Source organism: Paracoccus alcaliphilus (assembly GCF_028553725.1).
In the GTDB taxonomy this organism is placed as follows: Bacteria; Pseudomonadota; Alphaproteobacteria; order Rhodobacterales; family Rhodobacteraceae; genus Paracoccus; species Paracoccus alcaliphilus.
This window is the reverse complement of record NZ_CP067124.1, coordinates 1007124-1031491: the sequence shown is the minus strand read 5'-3', so window position 1 is coordinate 1031491 and position 24368 is coordinate 1007124. Positions and strand designations below refer to the sequence as shown.

The window sequence follows — 24368 nt, the reverse complement described above, 5'->3', positions numbered from 1 at the left end:
CATAATGCCGCTTTTCCCGGCTGAGTTCATGCCACGCGTTCGATCTGGGCGGTGCCGAGGGCATTGAAGCGGTTCATCAGGGCCACGCGGATGTGGATCTTGGCTGTCTGACGGTCGGGGTCCCTCGAGGCGATCCGCTCGCCGAAGGATTTCAGGTTCCTCATCCGGGCCTCGACCCGGCTGCGGACATGGTCGCCGGACCATCTTTTCCAAATCGTCCGGCCGAGACGCCGGGTTGCCCTCAGGATGTCGTTGCGGGCCAGGGCAGCGGGGCAATCTTCTTTCCAGAGGCGGCCATTTCTGCGGATGGGAATGATCCCTGTGCCACCGCGCGCGAGGATCGCCGAATGGCAACGGCGGGTGCCTTCGGCGCCATCACCGGTAACGGTGCCGATTTCCTCGTCTTCCGGGATCTGGTCCAGAAGATCAGGGAGAACGGGGCTGTCGCCCTCACGGCTGGAGGTGAATTCCACCGCCCGGACGTTGCCGGTCGCCGTGTCCATCGCCAGATGGACCTTGCGGTACTGGCGCCGGCGGTGGGTGCCATGCTTCCTCGCCAGCCACTCTCCGTCGCCCAGGAACTTGATCCCGGTGCTATCCACCAGCAGGTTCAGAGGGCCCGGAGCCCGGCGCGACGAAAGCTGGACCGCGATTGCCTTCTGGCGGCGGCTGAGCGCGGGACCGGCCAGTCCAGACCAGCCATCTCGAGGATGCTGGCGACCAGTCCGGTCGTTTGCCGAAGCGGCAGGCCGAAGGGCACCTTCATCATCAGGCAGAACTGGATGGCGGCATCGGAGAAGACCGGCGGACGTCCGGGCTTGCCTGCCTTCGGCGCAGGCCAGTCCATGTCCCGGTCCAGCCAGACGAGCAGAGATCCGCGCCGCTTCAGCGCGTCGTTATAGGATTGCCAGTTGGTCGTACCGTAGCGGGCAGGTTCGGGCTTGCTCATGGCAGGCTCTTAACCCACCAGATTCACGCCGTGAATCCCGGATGATGATCAGTTCTGCAACAACGCCCAGCTCGTGGGCAAAGCGGATCGCAAGACCGCGTGGGAATTCCTCGAACACCTGCTCAAGGCCGTCCCATATCGCATCCAAACGATCCTGACCGATAACGGCATCCAGTCTGCTGAGCAGCCTCGCAACCGAAACACGGCATATTCGCGGCAGATGCGCTTCGACATGATATGCGAGGCCAATGAAATCGAGCACCGGCTGACCAAGCCAAACCACCCTTGGACCAACGGCCAGGTCGAACGAATGAACCGCACGATCAAGGAGGCGACGGTAAAGAAATACCATTATGACAGCCATGATCAGCTGCGCACGCACCTCGTCGACTTCATGGGCGCATACAACTTCGCACGCAGGCTCAAGACCCTCAACGGTCTTACGCCCTACGAATACATCTGCAAAATCTGGACTTCAGAGCCAAATCGATTCATCTTAAATCCGATACACCGGATGCCGGGACTGAACAGCTAAAGCATTTCTGTTTTAACCTGCGACATATCCTGCGGCCTTGAAGTAGTTCCAACATTCGCCGGGATCGAAGAGATCACAGACTTCGCCGATGGCCTTGAAGACGTCGGTAAATGTTCTTGCCCCGATCCTGCGCAGGTGCGCCTTGAGTTTTGCGAATGCCATTTCGATGGGGTTCAGGTCCGGCGAATATGGCGGCAGATAGAGAAACCAGCAGCGATGGGCACGCAGAGCCTCAGCAGCCTGCTTGTTGTGGTGGGTGGCAAGGTTGTCGAGGATCACCACGGTTCCCGGCTCGATCTCCGGGATCAGGACCTCGCGAACCCAGGCTGCGAAGGCGGGGCCGTCCATTGCGCCCCGGATGCACCAGGGCGCAATCAGGGCATCCGGTGTGAGCCCGGCGATCAGGGTCTGTGTTCCCCAGCTGCCGAAGGGCGCATCCATGGTCAGGCGTGTGCCGCGCAGGGCACGACCCCGCAGACGGGTGAGATTGGTCTTCACCGAGGTCTCGTCTATGAAAACCACGCGTTCCGGCCGATCCGCGATGGCTGGCAAGCGATGCTCGAACCAGTCGGTTCGCCGCTGTCTTACCCTGGCACCACGGCGTTCGGCGGCCACCAGCGACTTTTTTTATAGGTGAACCCAAGCCGCGACAGCAGACTGGCAATGGACGAGTGATGGACACGAACGCCTTCCGCTGCGACCAGCGCGTCCCTGAGTTCGAACAGCGTGATGTCGGGATCCTGTGCGAGCAGTTCCTCGAAAAAGGCCCGGTGCGGGGCAAGCTTTCCATGCCCTTTGGGACGTCCCTGGGGCAATGGTTCGGCATGCCCCCTGGTCCTGATCGCCCGGCCCCAACTTGCTCCGGTCGCCGGCGAGAGTTTCAGCCGCAGCGCCGCCGCCCGACCGCTTAAACCTTCCTCGATATATCGCTGAAACCGCGTCCGGAGCGCCGACGGCAATGGTGCTGACATGATCTATCCTCCCAGACAGAAGGGAATCACGATCCGCGCTGCGACGGAACCCCAAACGATTCAGGGTTCAGTAGAAATGCTTTAGGTGTTGCTTGCGCCGCCGCAAATCGAGGGCCAGTATCATTGTCTGGCCCCAAAGGATCAGGCCTTCAGGTCGGTCGCTTTTTCCTGGCGGGCGCAGTCGCGGCATCGGTCGCCGCATCCTGTGCCTCTTTGGCGATACGCAGGGCCCGCAAACGGGCGATATTTTCGTCGCGCTGCTTCAGGTCATCCGAAATGACTTGCTTTGCGGCCTCGGCGGTTCGTTCGTGGGGTGTTTTCGGAGCGATGCCCAGGGTGCTGTAACGTGCATTCGGGGACTTCCTGGCGGTCATTTTCAGCTCCTTAGAAACGAAATCCGGCCCATCACAGGCCGGAAAAATGCGCGGGAAGCAAGCTTATGCCAGAGCGAGATTGATGGCGGATTCCCGACCATCCCGACCGGATTCGATATCGTAGGTGACCGCCTGTCCGTCGCTCAATTGGCCCACGCCGGACCGCTCGACCGAGGATACATGCACAAAAACGTCACGTCCGCCATTCGCGGGGGCGATAAAGCCGAAACCTTTGTCTGCGTTGAACCATTTCACGGTGCCATTGGCCATCGTGTAGTCTCCTCAAAATATTTGCTGCCCACAACATGCGGCAGCCCGGCTCAGCGTCGTCATTGGAACGTCTGAAGCCGGATGGAGACAGAGGGTCGAAAGAAGAACGTTTGCCCTGCATATATGGATGCTGTCTGCGCCGATACAAGGGCGCGCTGCTTCCGGAGCGGTCGGATATGAGGCATATCCGGTTCGCCAGATGCCGGGAGATCAGCCAAGGAGTGGTCGCCATCGTGGCGCAGATGTCATGCGATGTTGGGGAGAGACAGCTTTTCCTGCCTCCCTGACAGGCTGCATCACAAATCCGGCCAATGCTCCGGCCATCATCCAGACATAGGGAACCAAGCCGGCATTAGGGAGAAAGTCAATCAACACAGCGCTGAGCAGGATTATCAGCCCCGGTGTGATCAGGGATGGTCCAAAGCGGCGCTGATGCAGTGAAAATAGCAGAATCGGTAGCGTCAGCAGGCCGAAATAGGCAATATAGCCGGCCCAGCCATACACCCCGATCAGGATGATCCAGATACCATCGGTCACACTGGTCATCCTGCCCGTCACGGGGTCAAAGATCTGATTACGACCCCATCCGCCCCAGCCCCAAAAAGGCTTCTCGTTGGCGCGGGCGAGCAGAACGTCTTCGTTGTCGAGGCGGAATTTGAACGATTGTGCCCGATCTTCACTATAGGACAGGGCAAGATCGTAGATCTCATCGACCGGGACATAGCCGGCCCCTCGCATCATCGGATAAAACAGGACAACCCCTGCCACAATGACCGCGAGCAGAACTTGCAGCCGTCTCCCCATCAAGCCGACGACAAGCCCCAGCATCAATGCAATCGCAAGTGCACCAACACTTTTAACCATCACGAGTATGGCCATCAACCACAGCGACGCACAGAGCCAGCGGAAGGCAGGCTTGTTCTCACGTCGGGCCTCGCGCCACAGCACCAGCGCGGCAAGGGTAGAGAGGCAAAAGAAGATCCCGACCATCAGGCCATGGCTCAAGAAGAGAATGGGCCGAAATCCTCCCGCGCGGATATGCTGAGCAAAGTCGTGCGGGAAAAATCCATAGATCCACGTATGTAATTGTGGACTTAACCGCACCTCGACCAGAGCGGGGAGCGAGCAGACCAGTCCGCCAAACACGAAAACACGAAGGAATTCGCGGTGAGCCTCGGGTGTATTCAAGTGGCGCCGGGCGAGAAAAAAGGAAAGGATAGACATTACCGCCCATGAGATCATTGACAGTATATCATAAGGGCGCAAACCGGGAATGAAGCGAGGCCCGTAAAAGAGTGGCTCAGGGTTGGTCAGCACCGTCAGGAAGGGTGAACTCACCAGAAGCACCACAAGCGCCGTAACTGCTGTCCGCCCTACAGTCCAGACCTGGGTGTTGCCTGATGTTCCAACTGGGTGCGGCGCATAGATGCGGCAGAAAATCAAGGCGCTGACGGCTGAAATGGAATGCTTATCAAGACTTGGAATCATCGGCAGCTTGATACCGGTTCCCGAAGGCAGAATCAGATAACCACCCAGCATTGTCCAGATCAACGCCTTATGGAGTGGTAGCGCCCGAAACAACGCCCAGGCCACCAAAGGCCAGGCGAACAGCGCGAGATAGGCGAAACCGTTGGGCATCTGGATCCGTTCGGGGTGACTTTCTGCCTTTCTACCCTGATCGCGGAGGAAGGAGAATGCAGAAAGAAAACCGGGACCATTGTTTGTTGCGACAGAAGACATTAAGCGCTGCAGAGAGGTTGTGGCCACACGCGCGGCCCTCAGATAGCGCAGCGGTTGGCCATAACCGGATCTCAGGTCTCAACAGCGGTTTTGCAGGACCACACCGCTGAGGAGACCGGCCATGACCACCAATCACCTTACTGCCGTGACCGTGCTGGTCGCCATCGACATTTCCAAGCACCATCACGAGGTGCTGATAGCCATCTTGGGCAAGACGCGCCGTCGTCGCAGGATGATCGTCAACACACTGGAGGGTTTCCAGTGCCTGTCGTCGGCCTACCGAGTGCCGGTCGCAACAGGGCGCGCGGCATTCACGGGCAGCTGCGCGGGCACCGGATTGCTTGAGGCCGACGCGGATCTGGAAAAGTGGCCAGTAGCTGTTTTATCGTCAGAACCCCCAGACAACGGTCAACGCGCTGCTTCCATGAAAAGTGCTGCGAACGACAATCGACACCCGCATCAAGGCACTGTCGCCGCGGTAACAATCGGCTTGCAGTTACCCATATGTCTCGGATGATGGTGTTTCGGCGATGCGAGCGCCTTCGACAAGATCGGCGAGGCGGGAGAGGCCGCGCCATATGACGGTGGTTCCTGGTGGCGCATCGGAGGTCCGATCGAGATAGCCGCCGAGCCGCGCGACGAGTCTGACATAGAAATCGAGGTCACGCGGAAGCTTTTGCTTGCTCTCGGGCGCTGTGCGCTCGAGCAGTTGGCGTTCGGCGTCGGTGAAGACGGCAGCAGGCGATGCTTTCGGCACCTCTCGGCCGAGCATCGTCATCCATGACACGCGCCAGGACACGACGCAGCACAACGCGATACAGTTTGCCAGTCGATCAGCCGTGGCCAGGCGCAGCTCTTCGATCCGGCACCCGGTCTTCAGGGTCCGGAAGAATGTCTCGATCTTCCAGCGCAGCGCATACCATTGGAGCTTGTGGATTGCGTCCGCGTGGGTCGCCACCGGCAAGTTCGTGATCAGCTTCCAGAAGACGGGCACCCGGCCTTCCGGCGGGTCAAGCTCCTCGGCATGGATGATCTGAAGATTCTGATGCCGGTATTTCCGCTGCTTTCCGATCGGCGGGCGGACCGTCATTGTAGCGTGCCGGACCGAGAGCACGGCGCAATGATCCTTGCCCTGCGCATCGCGGAACCGGACCTCGTGGGTGCCGCTGGACTGCACCTCTGCCATCACCTTGGCAATGGTCGTGCCGCCATCCTCCGCCAGACGGTCGACGCAGCTGCGGACGAGGAACCCGGTCCCGAGTTCTTCGGACAGGCAGTAGAGTTCGTATATGTCGCTTTCCCGATCACCGATATGCACGCAGCGCTCTGGCACCCCTGTCAGTTCGGTGGACAGGCGCAGATTGTCGAGCCAGCGCATGCTTTCCTTCTGTTCGATCGGCACCCGGGTCGGATTGATCTTCCGTTTAAGAGCGGCGGTTCCCTTGAACTTGCTGCGCGACCAGAACTTGGCCGCCGTCAGGCCGAGCGGCAGCCCATCCGGCGTGATGGCCATGCTGGCATGCATCAAAAGCCCGCAGACCGCATGTTTCTGATAGCGACCTTCCTTCAGTTTGCGTCCAGTCGACACCGTCGTGAACCCCACCTTCTCCGGAGCCGAACGCTTGAAGGAGAATTCCGTGGTGTCCTGCAGGATCAGGATGGGACCATCGGTTGCCCGGATGCGCAGGGCAGAGGCAGCGAAATGGCCCTCGAGGATCTTGTCCTCGCTGACATTGCCGTTAGCAAAGAAGCGGTAGGCGGCCTTGGTATTCGACCAGTCCTGGAATGCCGTCGGCAGCGATTTTCCCGGCCGTTCCCCGAGGGCCTCGAGCATTGCCTCAAGCCGCCTGTTCAGCCTGACATCTCCCAGATCGCATCCGGCCGTTTCCGTTTCCACCCAACTCTGTCCCATGTCTGCACCTCAATTATTCGGTGCCACATGACGAATCATGATCGCTTGTGCTCAGGCAAGGCCAAGTCTGGTGGGTGAATCAATTCGCCGCACCACTTGTGGGTAACTGCAAGCCGATTGTTACCGCAGCGATTGGGCTTTGATGCGGGCGACGAGTTCTGTGTCATCGACAAGGTCGTCGAGGAACGCGTGCCAGGTTTCGGTGGTGATGCGCGCGTCCCTGAGCATGTCTTTCAGTTCGTCGATACCGTCATCGGTCAGGGCGGTGACGGTGTCATCGGGGCCGGTATAGACGCTGATGATCGCGCCGTAGGTCAGGTTGTCATCGTTGTAGACGATGGCTTCGAGAAGCTCGGGGTCCTCGCCCAGCATCTTTGCGACGTAGTCGAGGGTGCAGACGTGGGTGACGGTTGCCATCAGGCGGCCTCGTGCTGGGCGGAGGGCAGCGGCGACCAGTTCCAGGGCAGCAGATCGTCGAGCCGGTTGATCTTGTGATCATGGATACGGGCCAGAATGTCGGCCAGATAGGCCTGCGGGTCCAGGCCATTCATTTTGGCGGTCTCAACGATGGTCATGGCCCGGGCCAACGTTTCGGCTCCGGTATCGGCCCCCGCGAAGAGCCAGTTACGGCGGCCAACGCCGATCGGGCGCAGGGCGCGCTCGGCCGGATTGTTATCGATGCCCACGCGCCCATCGGACAAGAACAGGCTGAAGGCGTCCTGACGGCTCAGCCCATAACGGAAGGCTTTGGCCAGATCCCCCTTGCCGGGGATCCGCGAGAGTTGGCTCTCTGACCAGGCGAAGAAGGCCTCGACCTTCGGGGCGCTGTGCTTCTGGCGCGCGGCAAGACGGATCGCGGCGGGATGACCGGTGATCTCCCGCTCGATGTCGTAGAGCGCGCCGATACGGTCGAGCGCTTCGCGGGCGATCGCGGATCTGGTCTTGTCCCATTCGTCATGGAAGTCGCGCCGCAGGTGGGCCCAACACGCTGCCTCTTGCAGGCGGTGCGCCCCATCCGGCTGTGGAGCATAGAGCTTTGCATATCCCTTGTAGCCATCGGCCTGCAGGATGCCGCGGGTGTTGGCCAGATGGCGATGGACGTGTTCTTCCTTCCAATCCGGCGCAAACGCATAGACAGCACCGGGGGGCGAGGCACCCGACCAAGGCCGCTGGTCACGGATATAGGCCCAGATCCGGCCCTTCTTCACGCCCTTGCCCAGCCCCTTGTCCCGGCCCACACGATCCAGCACCCGGATCGGTGTATCGTCGGCATGCAGCAGGTCGCTGGTCATCACGTCCGCCTCGATCCGTTCGATCAACGGGGCCAGCACCTTCATGGCGCGACCGCACCAGTCGACCAGTGTGCTGTCGGGGATATCCGCTCCCATCCGGGCGAAGATCTCGTGCTGGCGATACAAGGGAAGATGGTCGTCGAACTTGGAGACGAGGATATGCGCCAGCAGGCCCGCGCCTGCCACGCTGCCGGGGATCGGGCGGCTGGGGGCCGGAACTTGCACCATGCGTTCGCAGCGGCGGCAGGATTTCTTGAGCCGGGCGATCTGCACGACCTTCAACTGTGCCGCGATCAGATCCAGCATCTCGCTGACATCCTCGCCCACCAGACGCAGATCGCCACCGCAATCGGGGCAGCACCTGCCGGGGTCCAGTTCCTGCCGCTCGCGCGGCGTGCTGTCCGAGACCCGAGGGCGGCGGCGGGAGGGGCGGTCAGAGACGCCATCGGTCGCTGACGTTTCCAGCGTATCATCGCCCTGACCGTCAGCCGGGACCGAAGTCTCGCTTTCGGCCGTCGCGATCAGCAGATCCTCCAGCGCCAGCTCAAGCTGCTCGATCTCGCGCTCGATCTTTTCCGAGGACCGGCCGAACACCTGCTTCTTCAGCCTGGCGATGCGTAACCGCAGGGCCTGGATCAACTGGTCCGATCATACGGCCTCCAGCACACGGATCAGCCGCGCAAGAGATCGGTCATCGATCGTCTCGGCGCAACGAACATGCCGACCGTTGCGCAGCAATATCTCGATCATCGGCACCGACCCGGGTGCCAGGGGCTGGCTGCGGCCAGCGGCATCTTCGTCAACCGCCACAAACAGCGCCGAACCCGAGACAGGCCAAAGCCCCTTGCGCCGCATCTCCTGGCGCCACTGATAGATGTGTTGGGCGTTGTTGCAGAACTCCGTTTTCTGAGGGATTCACACTGCGAATCCAGTGGGCTAAGGGGCGAGTATGAGCAAGCCTGAGCCCACCCGCTACCGCACGATGAACTGGAAGTCCTACAACGATGCCTTGAAGCGGCGCGGGTCCCTTCTGATCTGGCTGGACAAGGACATGGTTTGGCGCGCACCCAAATCCGGATGCAATGGTCGGCCGCCGGTCTTCTCTGATGCCGCGATCCAGTTCTGCTTGATGGTGAAGGTTCTGTTCGGCCTGCCTCTCCGGCAAACGACAGGGATGGTGGCGAGCATCCTTTCGATGGCCGGGCTCGACTGGCGGGTGCCCGATTTCTCGACCCTGAGCCGCAGGCAGAAGCGCATCACGGTTCAGATCACGAGCCGCCGTGCGCCGGGGCCGCTGAACCTGCTGGTGGACAGCACCGGGATCAAGTTTCTTGGTGATGGGGAATGGCTTGCCCGCAAGCATGGCCCGCATCGCCGACGCCAATATCGTAAGGTTCATCTGGCGATGGACACGGCTACAGGTGACATCCGCGCCGTCGAATTCACCTCAAGCCGTGAAGGCGACAGCCCTGTTCTGCCCGACCTGCTCAACCAGATCCCAGAGGATGAACAGATCGGCACCGTCACCGGCGACGGTGCCTTTGACACCCGACGCTGCCACACCGCGATCCTGGATCGAGGCGGCACCGCTATCATCCCGATCCGGAGGAATGGCCGTCTCTGGAAGGAGGATTGCCCCGCAGCCAGGGCGCGCAACGAGATCCTCCGGGCAACCCAGCGCTTGGGCAGGGCCATATGGAAGCGCTGGTCAGGTTATCACGTCCGAAGCAGGATCGAGGCAAGGATGCGCTGCCTCAAGGCCTTCGGTGAACGCATCTCATCACGAGACCCGGACCGCCAGACCGCCGAAATCCATATCCGCATCGCCCTCATGAACCGCTTCAATGCCCTCGGATCCGCCGAGATCAAACGCGTGGCATGAACTCAACGCGGAAAGGGAAAACTGCGCTCACACACTGACTTCTGCAACAACGCCCGCCGGGGATAAACTGCCCGAGGGGCGATATAGCTTCCGCACCGAGAGCATGTTTAACGGAGAGATCATTTCAACCCGCGCCGTCGCGGCCTATTCCCGCGTAACCGAAACCGAGATGGGCGATGAGGGCGCGGTTCTGGTCCTGACGGGCGGGGTATCGGTCCCCGCCAGCGCGGTCGAATCGCTGCGCGAGGCGCGTTAGGGTCAGATGCCACCGCACCTTCAGACCACCGGCAGGAAGCTGCCGCGCATCGACAGGATTTCCGCGTGGATCCGGGTGGTCGCCGGATTCATCTGGCGGTTGCTGCGGTGCATCAGATACCAGCTGCGCTGGATCGGCAGGCCGATCGCGCGCAACGCGACCAGTCGCCCCGCCCGCAATTCCTCGGTCACCGTATGCTGCGAGATCAGCGCGATGCCCAGCCCGGCAATGACCGCCTGCTTGATCGTCTCATTCGTGCCCATATCGACCGCCCGCCAGGGAAGGCCTTCGCCGATGCGGTCCAGAAAGCGGGTCATCAGGATACGCGAGCCGGACCCTTCCTCACGTGACAGGAAGGTCTGCCCCAGCAGATCGCCCGGCATGACCGGATCGGCGTCGGCCAGCAGGTGGTCGGGTGGGGCGATGATGATATGCGGATGCGGGCCGATCGAATCGGCGGTCACGGCGGGTTCGCGTGGCGGGCGGCCCATGATGACCAGATCCAGTTCATCCCCCGCCAACGACGAAATGATGGTATCGCGGTTGCCGATACGCAGGGTGACATCGATTTCCGGCAAGCGCCGCAGCAGACGTGCCACCAGACCCGGCGCGAAATATTTTCCGGTAGAGACCACGCCCAACGTGACACTGCCGATCTGCCCGTGACGCAGCGCCGATATCTGACGCGAGGCCCGATCCAGCGCCGTCTGGATTCGCGCATGGGCCGATAACAGCGCCTGCCCTTCTGCGGTCGGTCGGAACACGCCCTGATCGGTCCGTTCCAGCAGCGCGCAGCCTGCCAGATCATCCAATGCCTTCAACTGGCTATGGACGGCGGGGGGCGTCAGGCCCAACTGCCCGGCCGCTGCCGTCAGGCTGCCATTGTCGGCCACGGAACGCAGACTGCGCAGCTGCCGCAGGGTCAGGGAATCCAGCCTCATTTAAATTTTCCTTAAGTGATCTTCCAGATTATTAAATTTTCCCGAAGATCATTCGCTGTCAAGTTCCTCCTCAAGACGAGCAGACGCCAAGGGAGGGGCCGATGACCGCGCCAGCCATAGACACGACGCATATCCCACAGAATTTCCGTCCGCTGATGCTGGCTCTGGCCCGTGGCGGCGCGGCGCTGGCAGCCGTCATTCGCCGCGGCGGGGCGAATCTGGGGGCAGAGGTCGGCACGAACAGTGACGGCGACGGACAGAAAAAGCTGGATGTTCAGGCAGATGCGCTGTTTCAGGATGCGCTGAAAGATGCAGGCCTGCGCTGGTATGCCAGCGAAGAGCAGGAAGATCCGATCCCGATGCAGGACCAAGGGACGATGGCGCTGGCCATCGACCCGCTGGACGGATCATCCAACATTGATACGAACGTCTCGATCGGCACGATCTTTGCCGTCTATCCCGCCGAGGACGGCCCGGCCGAGGCCAGCTTTCTGCGCCCCGCCCGCGATATCATCGCCGCGGGCTATATCATCTATGGGCCGCGCTGCTCCATGATGGTCAGCTTTGGCGATGGCACCCAGTTCTATACGCTGAACCCCGATACCGGCTGTTTCGACGTGACCAACCCGCGCGTCACCCTGCCCGATTGTTCGTTCGAATTCGCCATCAACGCCTCGAATTACCGTCACTGGCAGCAGCCGGTCCGGGCCTATATCGACGATTGTCTGGCCGGGCTGGACGGGCCGCGCGAACGGAATTTCAACATGCGCTGGATCGCGTCGCTGGTGGCCGAGGCCCATCGCATCCTGATGCGCGGCGGCATCTTTCTGTATCCCGCCGATGCCCGCGAGGGATACGAGCGGGGCAGGCTGCGGATGCTGTATGAATGCGCCCCCATCGCCATGCTGATCGAACAGGCGGGCGGACATGCGACCGATGGCGCGCTGCCCATTCTGGACGCCACGATCACCCAGCTTCACGGCCGAACCCCGCTGATCTTCGGATCGCCCGACAAGGTGGACCGGGTCGCGGCCTATCACGACCTGCCCGAGAGCGAGGTCTCGGCCCTGTTCGGAAACCGCGGCCTGTTCCGCGCCTGAAACTTCGGAAGATAAGTGACATGAGCAAGAAGCATCCCATCATTTCGGTCACCGGCAGCTCGGGCGCGGGCACGACCACGATCAAGAACACTTTCGACCAGATCTTCCGTCGTGAAGGCATCACCGCTGTCAGCATCGAGGGCGACGCCTTCCACCGTTTCGACCGCGCCGCGATGAAGGCCGAACTGACCCGCCGGCAAGAGACCGGTGACCACACCTTCAGCCATTTCAGCATCGACGCCAATGAACTGGCCAAGCTGGAAGATGTCTTCCGCGTCTATAGCGAAACCGGCGGCGGCGAGACGCGCCATTACGTCCATGACGATCTGGAGGCCGAGAAATGGGGCGCCGCCCCCGGCACCTTCACCGAATGGGCGCCGTTCGAGGATGGCTCGGACCTGCTGTTCTATGAGGGCCTGCACGGCGCGGTGGTGGATGAGGCCAACGGCCTCGACCTGGCGCAGCATGCCGATCTGAAGATCGGCGTCGTGCCGGTCATCAACCTGGAATGGATCCAGAAGATCCACCGCGACAAGGCCGCGCGGGGTTACACGACCGAAGCCGTGACCGACACCATCCTGCGCCGGATGCATGCCTATACCCATGTGATCTGCCCGCAATTCACCCATACCGACATCAATTTCCAGCGCGTGCCGGTGGTCGATACCTCGAACCCGTTCATCGCCCGCTGGATTCCCACCGCCGACGAAAGCCTTGTGGTGATCCGCTTCAAAAGCCCGCGGGGGATCGATTTTCCCTATCTGACCCAGATGATCGACGGCTCGTGGATGAGCAGGGCCAACTCGATCGTCATTCCGGGGCCGAAGATGGATCTGGCGATGCAACTGATCCTGACCCCGATGGTCAACCGGATGATCAGCGAATCGAAACGCGCCTGACGGAGGAACAGATGAACCAGATGACACGGATAGATCCCGCGCTGGAAACCCGCATGGCCAATGCCATCCGCGCGCTGGCCATGGACGCGGTCGAGGCCGCGAAATCCGGCCATCCCGGCGCGCCGATGGGCATGGCCGACGTGGCGACGGTGCTGTTCAACCGCTTCATGCGGGTGGACCCGACCGATCACCAATGGCCCGACCGCGACCGTTTCGTGATGTCGGCTGGTCACGGCTCGATGCTGGTTTACGCCATCAATCACCTGCTGGGCTATGACGACATGGACATGGACCAGCTGCGCAACTTCCGCCAGATGGGCGCGCGCACGGCGGGCCATCCCGAATACGGCCATGCCAAGGGGATCGAGACGACAACCGGCCCTCTGGGTCAGGGCATCACCACCGCCGTCGGCATGGCGCTGGCCGAGCGTATGGCCAATGCCCGCTGGGGCGATGATCTGGCCGACCACTGGACTTATGTGATCGCGGGCGACGGCTGCCTGATGGAGGGGATCAGCCACGAGGCCATCGACCTTGCCGGGCATCTGAAGCTGGGCCGGCTGGTCCTGTTCTGGGACGATAACGGCATCACCATCGACGGCGGGACCGACCTGTCCACCTCGACCGACCAGAAGGCGCGCTTCGCCGCCGCCGGCTGGCATGTGCAGGCGGTGGACGGCCATGACCGCGACGCCGTCGCCGCCGCCATCGAGGCCGCGCGCGCCGATGACCGCCCGTCGATGATCGCCTGCAAGACCGTGATCGGCTTTGGCGCGCCCAACAAGCAGGGCAGCCATGACGTGCACGGCGCGCCTTTGGGAGCCGAAGAGATCGCCGCCGCGCGCAAGGCGCTGAACTGGCCCTATGACCCTTTCACCCTGCCCGAGGATGTGATGACCGCATGGGGCGCCATCGCCCAGCGCGGGGCGCAGGCGCGGGCCGACTGGACCACGCGGCTGGAAGGCTCGGCCCACCGCGCCGCCTTTCTTGAGGCACAGAACCGCCCCGATGCGGGGGCGCTGCGCAACGCCATCGCCGCCCATTGCGCCCGGATCGCATCCGAGCGCCCCTCGGTCGCCACCCGCAAGGCCAGCGAAATGGCGCTGGAGGTGGTGAACGCCACCCTGCCCAACACCGTCGGCGGCAGCGCCGATCTGACCGGCTCGAACAACACCCGCAGCAAGGGGCAGCAATCCGTCACGCCGGGCGATTATACGGGCAGCTATATCCATTACGGCATCCGCGAACATGCGATGGCGGCGGTGATGAACGGCATCGCGCTGCATGGCGGCTTCGTGCCCTATGGCGGGACCTTCCTGGCCTTTGCCGATTATTCGCGCGGCGCGATCCGTCTGGGGGCGCTGATGGGGGTGCCGGTCATCCATGTGATGACCCATGACAGCATCGGTCTGGGCGAGGATGGCCCGACCCACCAGCCGGTCGAGCATCTGGCGGCGCTGCGTGCGATCCCGAACCTGATGGTCTTCCGTCCCGCCGATGCGGTGGAAACCGCCGAGGCGTGGGAAATCGCACTGACCGCGCCCACCACGCCCTCGGTTCTGTGCCTGTCGCGGCAGAACCTGCCCACGGTGCGGATCGAGGATGACGCGGAAAACCGTTCCCGCCGCGGGGCCTATGTGCTGCGCTCGACGCCGGTGGAACGCGATGTGACGCTGATCGCCAGCGGCTCAGAGGTCGAGATCGCGCTGGCCGCCGCCGATCTTTTGCGCGCCGACCGGATCAACGCCGCCGTCGTCTCGGCCCCCTGCTTCGAGCTGTTCGCCACGCAGGACCGCACCTATCGCCAGGGCGTGCTGTGTGACGCGCCGCGCATCGGCGTCGAGGCCGCGATCCGGCAAGGCTGGGACCAGTTCCTGCGCCCCGATGACGGCTTTGTGGGCATGACCGGCTTTGGCGCCTCGGCCCCGGCCCCGCAACTCTATGCCCATTTCGGCATCACGGCTGAAAAAGTCGCCGAACTGGCCAAATCGCTGATCGAAGGAGGAAAATGATGGCATTGATCACGCTGAGACAGCTTTTGGACCACGCCGCCGAACATGGCTATGGCGTGCCCGCCTTCAACATCAACAATATGGAACAGGGTCTGGCGATCATGGAGGCCGCCCGCGCGGTGGACGCGCCGGTCATCATGCAGGCCAGCCGCGGCGCGCGGTCCTATGCCAATGACATCATGCTGTCGAAGATGATCGAGGCGCTGGCCGCGATCTATCCCGAGATTCCGCTGTGCATGCATCAGGACCACGGCAATGACGAGGCCACCTGCATGACCGCGATCCGCCACGGCTTTACCAGCGTGATGATGGACGGCTCGCTGGAAGCCGATGCCAAGACCCCCGCCGATTACGACTATAACGTCGCCATTACCGAACGTGTCAGCCGCATGGCCCATTGGGTCGGCGCATCGGTCGAGGGCGAGCTGGGCGTGCTGGGATCGCTGGAAACCGGCGAATCCGAGGCCGAGGACGGTCACGGCGCGGTGGGCAAGCTGGATCATTCGCAGCTGCTGACCGACCCCGATCAGGCGGTGGATTTCGTCGCCCGCACCAAGGTCGATGCGCTGGCCATCGCCTGCGGCACCAGCCACGGCGCCTACAAGTTCAGCCGCAAGCCCGATGGCGACATTCTGGCGATGGGTGTGATCGAGGAAATCCACCGCAAGCTGCCGGATACGCATCTGGTCATGCACGGCTCCAGCTCGGTCCCGCAGGAATTGCAGGACATCATCAACGAGTTCGGCGGCGAGATGCCCCAGACCTTCGGCGTCCCGGTCGAAGAGATCGTGCGCGGCATCAAGCACGGCGTGCGCAAGGTCAATATCGACACCGACTGCCGCATGGCGATGACCGGCCAGTTCCGCAAGATCGCGCAGCAGAATGCGGCGGAATTCGATCCGCGCAAATTCCTGAAACCCGCCATGGACGCCATGCGCGACCTGTGCCGCGAGCGTTTCGAGGCGTTCGGCACCGCGGGCAATGCCAGCAAGATCCGCGTCATCCCGATGGACGAGATGGCAAAACGATATGCGTCGGGGTCGCTGAACCCGGCGATCACCGGCGCAAAAGCCGCCTGAGGAGGAGGAGACGACATGAACGAGATGTCCCAGACCGAAATCACCGACAAGAAAAAGCGCTATACCGCAGGCGTGCTGAAATATGCCCAGATGGGTTACTGGGATGGCGACTATGTGCCCAAGGACACCGATGTCCTGGCGCTGTTCCGTATCACCCCGCAGGAAGGCGTCGATCCGATCGAGGCGGCGGCGGCCGTGGCGGGCGAAAGCTCGACCGCGACCTGGACCGTGGTCTGGACCGACCGGCTGACCGCCGCCGACCAGTATCGCGCCAAGGCCTATAAGGTCGAACCCGTGCCGGGGCAGGAAGGGCAGTATTTCTGCTATGTCGCCTATGACCTGATCCTGTTCGAGGAAGGCTCGATCGCCAACGTCACCGCGTCGATCATCGGCAACGTGTTCAGCTTCAAGCCGCTGAAGGCCGCCCGGCTGGAGGACATGCGCTTCCCCGTCGCCTATATCAAGACCTTCAACGGCCCGCCCACCGGCATCGTGGTCGAGCGCGAGCGTCTGGACAAGTTCGGCCGCCCGCTGCTGGGCGCCACGACCAAGCCCAAGCTGGGCCTGTCGGGCAAGAACTATGGCCGGGTGGTCTATGAGGGGCTGAAGGGTGGTCTCGACTTCATGAAGGATGACGAGAACATCAACAGCCAGCCCTTCATGCACTGGCGCGACCGTTTCCTGTACTGCATGGAGGCCGTGAACAAGGCCACCGCCGCCACCGGCGAGGTCAAGGGCCATTACCTGAACATCACCGCCGGCACCATGGAAGAGATGTATGCCCGCGCGGAATTCGCCAAGCAGCTGGGATCGACCATCGTCATGGTGGACCTGATCATCGGCTGGACCGCGATCCAGTCGATTTCCAACTGGTGCCGCGCCAATGACATGATCCTGCACATGCACCGCGCCGGTCACGGCACCTATACCCGGCAGAAGAACCACGGCATCAGCTTCCGCGTGATCGCGAAATGGCTGCGCATGGCCGGGGTCGATCACCTGCATACCGGCACCGCCGTCGGCAAGCTGGAGGGCGATCCGCTGACCGTGCAGGGTTACTATAACGTCTGCCGCGAGATGGTGAACGAGGTCGATCTGCCGCGTGGCATCTTCTTCGAGCAGGACTGGGGCAACCTCAAGAAGGTGATGCCGGTCGCGTCGGGCGGGATCCATGCCGGCCAGATGCACCAGTTGATCGACCTGTTCGGCGATGACGTCGTGCTGCAATTCGGCGGCGGCACCATCGGCCACCCGATGGGCATCCAGGCCGGTGCGACCGCCAACCGCGTGGCGCTGGAAGCGATGATCCTGGCCCGCAACGAGGGCGTGGACATCAAGAACGAAGGCCCCGAAGTCCTGCGCAAGGCCGCCAAGTGGTGCAAGCCGCTGGAAGCCGCGCTGGATACCTGGGGCAACATCACCTTCAACTATACCTCGACCGACACCTCGGACTTCGTTCCGACCGCGTCCGTCAGCTAAGCGAGGATCATCTTATGCGTATCACTCAGGGTTGCTTTTCCTTTCTGCCCGATCTGGATGACAGCCAGATCAGCGCGCAGATCGAATATATCCTGTCGAGGGAATGGGCCGTCGGCATCGAGTTCACCGACGAGCCGCATCCGCGCAATACCTATTGGGAAATGTGGGGCCATCCCATGTTCGACCTGAAGGACGCCAAGGGCGTGATGATGGAGCTGGACGAGTGCCGCAAGGCGCATGGCGACAGCTATATCCGCATCAACGCCTTCGACAGCACCCGCGGATGGGAGACGGTGATGATGTCCTTCATCGTCAACCGCCCGAAGACCGAGCCGACCTTCCGCACCTGGCGGCAGGAGGTCGATGGCCGCTCGGTGCGTTACACGCACGAGATGGTCACGGGCTGAGACGGTCGCCGGGCCTTGCGACCCGGCGAAGGCCCGGGGGCGCTTGGCCCCCCGTCGCCGGGTGGTGCCCGAACCAATGGCGCACCACCCGGCGACCCCCGAGGATATTTGAACACCAAAGATGGGGTATGGCGCGATGGATGGCGATGTGAGCGAGCAGAGGCCGGGGGCGGTCGATCTGAAGGCGGAATATGAAAGCTCGGGCGTGCGCGAGGTTCTGGACGAACTGGACCGCGAATTGATCGGGCTGGCGCCGGTGAAGCAGCGGATCCGCGAGACCGCCGCGCTGTTGCTGGTGGACCGGGCGCGGCGCGATCTGGGGCTGGCCCATGAAACACCGACGCTGCATATGAGCTTTACCGGCAATCCGGGCACCGGCAAGACCACGGTGGCGCTGAAGATGGCCGGGCTGCTGCATCGTCTGGGCTATGTCCGCAAGGGGCATCTGGTGTCGGTGACCCGCGACGATCTGGTCGGGCAATATATCGGACATACCGCGCCCAAGACCAAGGAAGTCCTGAAGAAGGCGATGGGCGGGGTGCTGTTCATCGACGAGGCCTACTATCTGTACAAGCCGGATAATGAGCGCGATTACGGGCAGGAAGCCATCGAGATCCTGTTGCAGGTGATGGAGAACAACCGAGACGATCTGGTCGTGATCATGGCGGGCTATGCCGACCGGATGGACCGGTTCTTTGCCGCCAATCCGGGTTTCCGTTCACGCATCGCCCATCACATCGAGTTCCCCGACTATACCGGCGAGGAACTGGGCCGGATTTCGGATTCGATGCTGGAGACGCAGAATTACCGCTTTGACGAGGCCGGGCGGGCGGCGATGGAGGAATATATCCATCTGCGCCGCGAGCAGCCGCATTTCGCCAATGCCCGCAGCATCCGCAATGCGCTGGACCGGGCCAAGCTGCGGCAGGCCAACCGGTTGTTCGAGGCTCAGGGCAAGGTTGACGCCGATGCGCTTTCGACCATAACCGAAGCCGACATCCGCCCCAGTCGCGTATTCAGCGGCGGGCTGGACATAGATGGCAGCCGCGTGGAAAGGGACCAGCCATGACATTCGACCGCAAGATCAGGATCGCGCCGTCGATCCTGTCCGCCGATTTTGCCGATTTCGGCCGCGAGATCCGGGCCATCGAGGATCAGGGCGCCGACTGGGTCCATGTCGATGTGATGGACGGACATTTCGTGCCGAACCTGACCTTCGGCCCGCCCGCCGTGAAGGCGTTCCGCCCGCATGTGAAGACCTTCATGGACGTTCACCTGATGATCGCGCCGGTCGATCCCTATATCGAGGCCTATGCCGAGGCGGGGGCCGATCTGATCACCGCCCATGTCGAGGCCGGTCCGCATATCCACCGCACCCTGCAGGCGATCCGTGCCACCGGCAAAAAGGCGGGTGTGGCGCTGAACCCCGGCACGCCGGCCGATTCGGTCGCGCATCTGCTGGATCTGGCCGATCTGATCTGCGTGATGACGGTCAATCCCGGTTTCGGCGGGCAAAAGTTCCTGGACATGACCACCAAGATCCGCCGCTTGCGCGAGTTGATCGGCGACCGGCCCATCCATATCGAGATCGACGGCGGCGTCGATCCGGCAACCGCGCCCATCGTCGCGGCGGCGGGGGCGGATGTGCTGGTGGCGGGTTCGGCCGTGTTCCGGGGCGGCTCGGTCGATGCGCCGCAGGTCTATGGCGACAATATCCGCGCCATCCGCGCGGCTGCCGAAGCGGCTATTTGACTTTTCCGGGCTTCCTGCGTTTCCTGCCCCCAACAGGAAACGCAGGAGGACAGCATGGATCTGGGGATCAAGGGCAGGCGCGGGCTGGTTTGCGCGGCATCGAAAGGGCTGGGGCGCGGCTGCGCCGAGGCTTTGGCCGAAGCGGGCGTCGATCTGGTCATCAACAGCCGCACCGAGGCCGAGATCACCCAGACCGCCCATGAGATCGCCGACCGTTACGGGGTCTCGGTCACGCCGGTGGCCGCCGACATCACCACGGATGAGGGTCGCGCGAAGGTGCTGGCAGCGGTCGGGCAGGCCGATATTCTGGTGACCAATGCGGGTGGGCCGCCGCCGGGCAACTGGACCGACTGGAACCGCGACGATTTCATCCGCGCCATCGATGCCAACATGCTGTCGGCCATCGCGCTGATGCAGGCGCTGGTGCCGGGGATGATCGAGCGGGGCTGGGGCCGGGTGGTCAATATCACTTCGGCTTCGGTGCGGTCTCCGGTGTCGGTGCTGGGTCTGTCGAATACCGCGCGGGCCGGGCTGACCGGCTTTGTCGCGGGCATGTCGCGGCAGGTCGCGCCGCACGGCGTGGTGGTGAACAACATCCTGCCGGGCATCCATGCCACCGACCGCGCCGACAGTCTGGACAGGGGCGTCGCCAGCCAGAAAGGCATCGACATGGACGAGGCGCGGCACCGGCGCGAGGCCACCATTCCGGCGCGGACCTATGGCCGGCCCGAGGATTTCGGCGCCACCTGCGCCTTCCTGTGCAGCGAGCAGGCGCGGTTCATCATCGGTCAGAACATCCTGCTGGATGGCGGGGCGCTGAACGCCACGATCTGAGGGCTATGCCCCTTGCCCGCTGGCTGCGCGATAATCGCGCAGCACCTGCATCAGGTGCAGGCGGCGGCATTCGGGATCGGCCAGCACGGCGCAAAGCTGGCGGGCGGCGGCGCTGATTTCGGCACAGCGGTCGGGATGGGCCCGCGCCCATGCCAGCGCCTCGGCCAGATCGGTGCCGCCCGGGGCCAGCGGAATGTAATGTTCCCACGGGCGGAACAGGTCGGATGCGAACAGTTCCCAGCCGTCCTCTTCCTTCAGGACCACCGAATGGCTGTTGGCCAGCGGCAGGAAATCCTCGGGGCCCGCATTGCCGCCAAGACAGACCAGATAGCGGTGTTTCAGCAGGAATGCCTCGTCGTGGTCGCGGGCAAAGACATCGGCGATCCCGGCGCGGGTCAGCGCCTTGCCTGCACGTTCATCGGGCAGGAAAGCCGCATCGATATCGGGGTTTCCCTGCGCCGCCAGCACGAAGGCCAGGCGCGCACTGTCGCGCAGGCTGGCGGCGGCGCGGTCAAAGCCGGGGGTATCGGGGTCCGCCGTGGACAGTACCCCGATCGCGGCATCCAGCCGCCGGTTCAGGTCCGGGCCATCGGTGCTGCGCTCATAGCCCGCAAAGCCGCCGCGCCAGACGGCCCGGTCCAGCTTGTCGGCAAAGGCCGGATCGACCCGGCCCGGTGTGCCCAGAAAGCCGTCATTGCCCAGCCGGTGAATCCACGGCATCGGCCACAGAAAGACATTCGCCGCCCCTGCCCTGCGGCTGCCCGCGATGACCGGGCCGGGGATGGCATGATCGCCCTGCCCCAGCGGGCAGACCGGCGCCATGTCCAGATGATAGATGCCGTGATCCGCGACATCAGCAATGTCGTTGACGGTGGTGGCCAGCCGCAGCAGCCTGCCCTGCGCCGGGTCCAGATGGTATTTGCCGCTGTCGCCGCGGATCAGCGGCAGGCGGCTGCCGTCGCGGGCGCGGACCTCTTGTCGGGCGGCGTCGAATGTGGCGAACAGATCCGATGCCGCGCTGAACGCCCCTGCACCGCATTGGACGGTCGCGGGTCGCGCGGCGACAGCCAGCGCCGTCGCCGTCTGTTGGCGCAGGGCCGGAGACACGCCTTCGCCGGGCAGCGGGGCGTCCAGCATCCGCCCCAGATGGATCAGATAGCCATCCCGCGCCTTGCGGACCCTGCCCGAGGGCAGCGGCGGACAAAGCGGCAGATCGAACCACGGCGACAGGGCGCGGCGGTAATCTTCGGGCGTGGCGGTGTCGATATCGATCTCGACCAGTTCGGGGCGGCCCGCGAAATGGGCGCGCACGCCGTCCAGATGCTGCTGCCATGCGTCGGCCCAGATATCGGCCAGATCTCCCGGACCGACGCCAAGAATCTGCGCATAGGCCCGCGCATAGCTGCCGCCACGATGCATATAGCGGCTGATGACCCAATCCTCGACATTGCGGGTGTTCAGCACGAAGATCGAGCCGGGAAAGCTGGCGTCCAGAAAGGCGTAATCCCTGAACGCCTCAACCACCGGCATGTTCAGATAACGCACCGATTCCATATCGGTGAAGGCCACCACCTTGTCGGCCCATCGTTGCAGCGGCGCGCGGCCTGCAAGGCGGGAATAGGCGATATCCTCGGCCAGCGCGCCCTCCAGCCAGTGAACGGTGGGGATGCCGTTCATCTGGAACAGGCGCGCGATGAAGGTCGTCGCGCATTTGTTGAAACCAATCTGGAAAAGCTTTCGTGTCACAACCGACCCCGATCCACGGCCCCATGCCGGGGCAAAGCGGCGGCCTGTGTCGGGCAATGGGCGCGCGGTGTCAATGAAACCCGCGCCGGGGTGGCGAAAGGGGGCCGGTCGGGGGTGGGGCGCATCTACGACAAAAGGCTTGCCTTGGGGCTGCGCTGCGGCTAGCTGTGATTCAGGAAATCGGGAGAAGCCGGACATCGCGCCGGGACCGAAGGAGCAGCCGCCCCGGCGAACTCTCAGGTAAAAGGACCGGCTTTCGCAAGAACTCTGGAGAGTGGCCGTTGTGGCCCGCCGAAGGGATAACGATCTCAGGCACCCGCTTGCGGGCACGGACAGAGGGGGCATCGAAACGCGGGCATCGGCCCGTCAAACGATGCCGGACCTTCGGCAGAGAGGATGAGGGGGCAATATGTCCGACAGCAATCGCCGGACCGGGCTTTACGATCTGCATATTCAGGAAGGCGGGCGAATGGTGCCCTTCGCGGGCTGGGACATGCCGGTGCAATTCGCCGCCGGAGTGCTGACCGAACATCTGCATACCCGCGCGCAGGCCGGGATGTTCGATGTCAGCCATATGGGTCAGGTTCTGGTCATCCCCGAGGATGGCAATATCGAAACCGCCGCGAAGGCGCTGGAGACGCTGATCCCCGCCGATGTGCTGGGTCTGGCGCAGGGACGGCAGCGTTACGGGTTGTTCACGAATGAACGCGGCGGGATTCTGGACGACCTGATGTTCGCCAATCGCGGCGATCATTTCCTGCTGGTGGTCAATGCCGCCTGCGCCGATCAGGATATCGCCCATCTGGGCGGCCTGTCTGGCGTTACGGTCCGGCCCGTCACCGATCGCGGGCTGATCGCGCTGCAGGGCCCCGCCGCCGAAACCGTGCTGGCGCGGCTGGTGCCCGGCGTGGATGACATGCGCTTCATGGATCTGCGCGATTTCGACTGGCAGGATGCGGTGCTGTGGATTTCCCGCGCGGGCTATACCGGAGAGGACGGGTTCGAGATCTCGATCCCCGATACGCATCTGCGCGCCTTTGCCGAGGCGCTGCTGGACAATCCCGAAGTGCTGCCGGTTGGTCTGGGCGCCCGCGACAGCCTGCGGCTGGAGGCCGGGCTGCCGCTCTATGGTCACGACATGGACCCCGACGTGTCCCCGGCCGAGGCCGGGCTGGGCTGGTCGATCCCGAAAATCCGCCGTCAGGGCGGGGCGCGGGCGGGTGGTTTTCCCGGCGCCGATGCGGTTCTGGCGGAACTGACGGACGGACCCCGGCGCATCCGTCGCGGGCTGCGTCCCGAGGGTCGCGCCCCGATCCGAGAGGGCGTCGCGATCTTCGAGGCCGAACAGGGCGGTGAGCCCCTGGGCCATATCCGCTCGGGCGGGTTCGGCCCGTCGGTCGGCGGGCCGGTGGCGATGGCGCTGCTGGACCCGAGCCTGCCCGACGGCACCCGCCTGTGGGCCGAGTTGCGCGGCAAGCGCATCCCGGTGACCATCGCGCCGCTGCCTTTCCTTCCCCCCTCCTATAAACGCTGAGGAGCCTTTACCCGATGCTGAAATATACCGAAGACCATGAATGGCTGCGCGCCGAGGGCGACGAGATCGTCGTCGGCATCACCGGACATGCCAGCGAGCAATTGGGCGATGTCGTCTTCATCGAACTGCCCGAGGAGGGCCGCGAGGTCGAGGCCGGCGAAGAGATCGTGGTGATCGAATCGGTCAAGGCGGCCTCGGACATCACCGCGCCGGTGGCGGGCGTGATCACGGCGGTGAATTCGGCGCTGGCCGACAATCCGGGCGATGTGAATGCCGACCCGCTGGCGGCGTGGTTCTTTCGCGTCAAGCCGACCGACGCGGGCGTGATGGAGGGCTTTCTGGACGAGGCCGCCTATAACGCGCTGATCGGCTGAGCGTTTTGCCGGGCCTTGCGGCCCGGCGGA

The 24368-nt window shown here is 63.3% G+C and carries 23 protein-coding genes, 3 pseudogenes and 1 riboswitch; of the genes and pseudogenes, 15 read left to right on the top strand and 11 right to left on the bottom strand.

The genetic code is table 11. The features are described from left to right. Nucleotides 1–26 precede the first annotated feature (26 nt). Nucleotides 27–949, bottom strand: a pseudogene (locus tag JHW40_RS05305) (IS5 family transposase). Between the two features lie 67 nt (nt 950–1016). On the opposite strand from JHW40_RS05305, the pseudogene JHW40_RS05300 reads away from it, so the two are divergent. Continuing rightward, nucleotides 1017–1484, top strand: a pseudogene (locus JHW40_RS05300) (integrase core domain-containing protein); the annotation flags it as partial. Nucleotides 1485–1496: 12 nt separating this feature from the next. Here the strand turns inward: JHW40_RS05300 and JHW40_RS05295 are convergent. The 4 genes from JHW40_RS05295 to JHW40_RS05280 all read right to left on the bottom strand — a co-directional run bounded on the left by JHW40_RS05295 (nt 1497) and on the right by JHW40_RS05280 (nt 4737). Beyond that, nucleotides 1497–2455 (bottom strand): IS630 family transposase gene (locus JHW40_RS05295; RefSeq protein WP_272849073.1). Its coding sequence is split into 2 segments (ribosomal slippage): nt 1497–2111 and nt 2114–2455, totalling 957 coding nucleotides; the frame shifts between segments, so codons are not numbered across the junction. Between the two features lie 149 nt (nt 2456–2604). Then, complete coding sequence (locus tag JHW40_RS05290; RefSeq protein ID WP_090618109.1) at nt 2605–2829, bottom strand: hypothetical protein; 225 nt, start codon at nt 2827–2829, stop codon at nt 2605–2607. Nucleotides 2830–2892: 63 nt separating this feature from the next. Next, entirely contained in the window at nt 2893–3099 is a 207-nt protein-coding gene (locus tag JHW40_RS05285; protein WP_090618111.1) for a cold-shock protein, read from the bottom strand. A 210-nt stretch (nt 3100–3309) separates the two neighbouring features. Further along, a complete protein-coding gene (locus JHW40_RS05280; protein WP_090618113.1) occupies nt 3310–4737 on the bottom strand; it encodes a hypothetical protein in 1428 nt (475 codons plus the stop codon). A 223-nt stretch (nt 4738–4960) separates the two neighbouring features. Between JHW40_RS05280 and JHW40_RS24135 the strand changes: the two genes are divergently transcribed. Then, nucleotides 4961–5356, top strand: a complete 396-nt coding sequence (locus JHW40_RS24135; RefSeq protein ID WP_090618115.1) for a hypothetical protein — start codon at nt 4961–4963, stop codon at nt 5354–5356. Here JHW40_RS24135 and JHW40_RS05270 read toward each other — a convergent pair. The 4 genes and pseudogenes from JHW40_RS05270 to JHW40_RS24130 form a co-directional block, all read right to left on the bottom strand. Further along, the gene (locus JHW40_RS05270) at nt 5336–6751 is read right to left on the bottom strand and encodes an IS4 family transposase (protein WP_272848964.1); all 1416 of its coding nucleotides are present in this window, start codon (nt 6749–6751) and stop codon (nt 5336–5338) included. The genes JHW40_RS24135 and JHW40_RS05270 overlap by 21 nt on opposite strands. A gap of 120 nt (nt 6752–6871) precedes the next feature. Next, entirely contained in the window at nt 6872–7168 is a 297-nt protein-coding gene (locus JHW40_RS05265) for a hypothetical protein (RefSeq protein WP_090616778.1), read from the bottom strand. Continuing rightward, nucleotides 7168–8688: pseudogene (gene tnpC, locus JHW40_RS05260) on the bottom strand (IS66 family transposase); the annotation flags it as partial. The pseudogene tnpC and the gene JHW40_RS05265, both read right to left, overlap by 1 nt. A 3-nt stretch (nt 8689–8691) precedes the next feature. Then, a complete protein-coding gene (locus tag JHW40_RS24130; protein WP_419182459.1) occupies nt 8692–8898 on the bottom strand; it encodes a hypothetical protein in 207 nt (68 codons plus the stop codon). Between the two features lie 94 nt (nt 8899–8992). Between JHW40_RS24130 and JHW40_RS05255 the strand changes: the two genes are divergently transcribed. Both JHW40_RS05255 and JHW40_RS05250 read left to right on the top strand, forming a co-directional pair. Further along, entirely contained in the window at nt 8993–9925 is a 933-nt protein-coding gene (locus JHW40_RS05255; RefSeq protein WP_026155396.1) for an IS5-like element ISPpa3 family transposase, read from the top strand. A 103-nt stretch (nt 9926–10028) separates the two neighbouring features. Then, nucleotides 10029–10181: a flagellar hook assembly protein FlgD gene (locus JHW40_RS05250; protein WP_170851788.1), complete on the top strand. Its 153-nt coding sequence runs from the start codon at nt 10029–10031 to the stop codon at nt 10179–10181. A 20-nt stretch (nt 10182–10201) separates the two neighbouring features. Here the strand turns inward: JHW40_RS05250 and cbbR are convergent, their stop codons facing one another. Then, nucleotides 10202–11122: a LysR family regulator CbbR gene (cbbR, locus tag JHW40_RS05245; protein WP_090611472.1), complete on the bottom strand. Its 921-nt coding sequence runs from the start codon at nt 11120–11122 to the stop codon at nt 10202–10204. Between the two features lie 101 nt (nt 11123–11223). Between cbbR and JHW40_RS05240 the strand changes: the two genes are divergently transcribed. From JHW40_RS05240 to JHW40_RS05200, 9 genes are all read left to right on the top strand, one after another. Beyond that, nucleotides 11224–12222 (top strand): class 1 fructose-bisphosphatase, encoded by a 999-nt coding sequence (locus JHW40_RS05240; protein WP_090611473.1) that lies wholly within the window; start codon nt 11224–11226, stop codon nt 12220–12222. A gap of 20 nt (nt 12223–12242) precedes the next feature. Beyond that, the gene (locus tag JHW40_RS05235) at nt 12243–13121 is read left to right on the top strand and encodes a phosphoribulokinase (protein ID WP_090611474.1); all 879 of its coding nucleotides are present in this window, start codon (nt 12243–12245) and stop codon (nt 13119–13121) included. Between the two features lie 20 nt (nt 13122–13141). After that, nucleotides 13142–15133, top strand: a complete 1992-nt coding sequence (tkt, locus tag JHW40_RS05230; RefSeq protein WP_170851793.1) for a transketolase — start codon at nt 13142–13144, stop codon at nt 15131–15133. Beyond that, nucleotides 15133–16212 (top strand): class II fructose-bisphosphate aldolase, encoded by a 1080-nt coding sequence (gene fba, locus JHW40_RS05225; protein WP_090611476.1) that lies wholly within the window; start codon nt 15133–15135, stop codon nt 16210–16212. The genes tkt and fba overlap by 1 nt, the downstream gene beginning before the upstream one ends. Before the next feature lie 24 nt (nt 16213–16236). Next, nucleotides 16237–17691: a form I ribulose bisphosphate carboxylase large subunit gene (locus JHW40_RS05220; protein WP_419182469.1), complete on the top strand. Its 1455-nt coding sequence runs from the start codon at nt 16237–16239 to the stop codon at nt 17689–17691. Between the two features lie 14 nt (nt 17692–17705). Beyond that, nucleotides 17706–18098 (top strand): ribulose bisphosphate carboxylase small subunit, encoded by a 393-nt coding sequence (locus JHW40_RS05215; RefSeq protein ID WP_090611478.1) that lies wholly within the window; start codon nt 17706–17708, stop codon nt 18096–18098. Between the two features lie 136 nt (nt 18099–18234). Then, on the top strand, nt 18235–19167 hold the full coding sequence (gene cbbX / locus JHW40_RS05210) for a CbbX protein (protein WP_090611479.1): 933 nt from the start codon (nt 18235–18237) through the stop codon (nt 19165–19167). Next, a complete protein-coding gene (rpe, locus tag JHW40_RS05205; protein ID WP_090611480.1) occupies nt 19164–19850 on the top strand; it encodes a ribulose-phosphate 3-epimerase in 687 nt (228 codons plus the stop codon). The genes cbbX and rpe overlap by 4 nt, the downstream gene beginning before the upstream one ends. Nucleotides 19851–19904: 54 nt before the next feature. Beyond that, entirely contained in the window at nt 19905–20684 is a 780-nt protein-coding gene (locus JHW40_RS05200; RefSeq protein WP_090611481.1) for an SDR family oxidoreductase, read from the top strand. A 3-nt stretch (nt 20685–20687) separates the two neighbouring features. Here JHW40_RS05200 and JHW40_RS05195 read toward each other — a convergent pair whose 3' ends face one another. Further along, nucleotides 20688–22430 carry a glycosyl transferase family 90 gene (locus tag JHW40_RS05195; protein ID WP_090611482.1) on the bottom strand — a complete coding sequence of 581 codons (1743 nt, stop codon included), beginning with the start codon at nt 22428–22430 and terminating at the stop codon, nt 20688–20690. 171 nt (nt 22431–22601) lie between these two features. After that, nucleotides 22602–22692, top strand: a riboswitch (glycine riboswitch). A gap of 147 nt (nt 22693–22839) precedes the next feature. On the opposite strand from JHW40_RS05195, the gene gcvT reads away from it, so the two are divergent. Both gcvT and gcvH read left to right on the top strand, forming a co-directional pair. Beyond that, nucleotides 22840–23964: a glycine cleavage system aminomethyltransferase GcvT gene (gene gcvT, locus JHW40_RS05190; RefSeq protein WP_090611483.1), complete on the top strand. Its 1125-nt coding sequence runs from the start codon at nt 22840–22842 to the stop codon at nt 23962–23964. Nucleotides 23965–23978: 14 nt separating this feature from the next. Next, nucleotides 23979–24338: a glycine cleavage system protein GcvH gene (gene gcvH, locus JHW40_RS05185; RefSeq protein ID WP_090611484.1), complete on the top strand. Its 360-nt coding sequence runs from the start codon at nt 23979–23981 to the stop codon at nt 24336–24338. Nucleotides 24339–24368 lie beyond the last annotated feature (30 nt).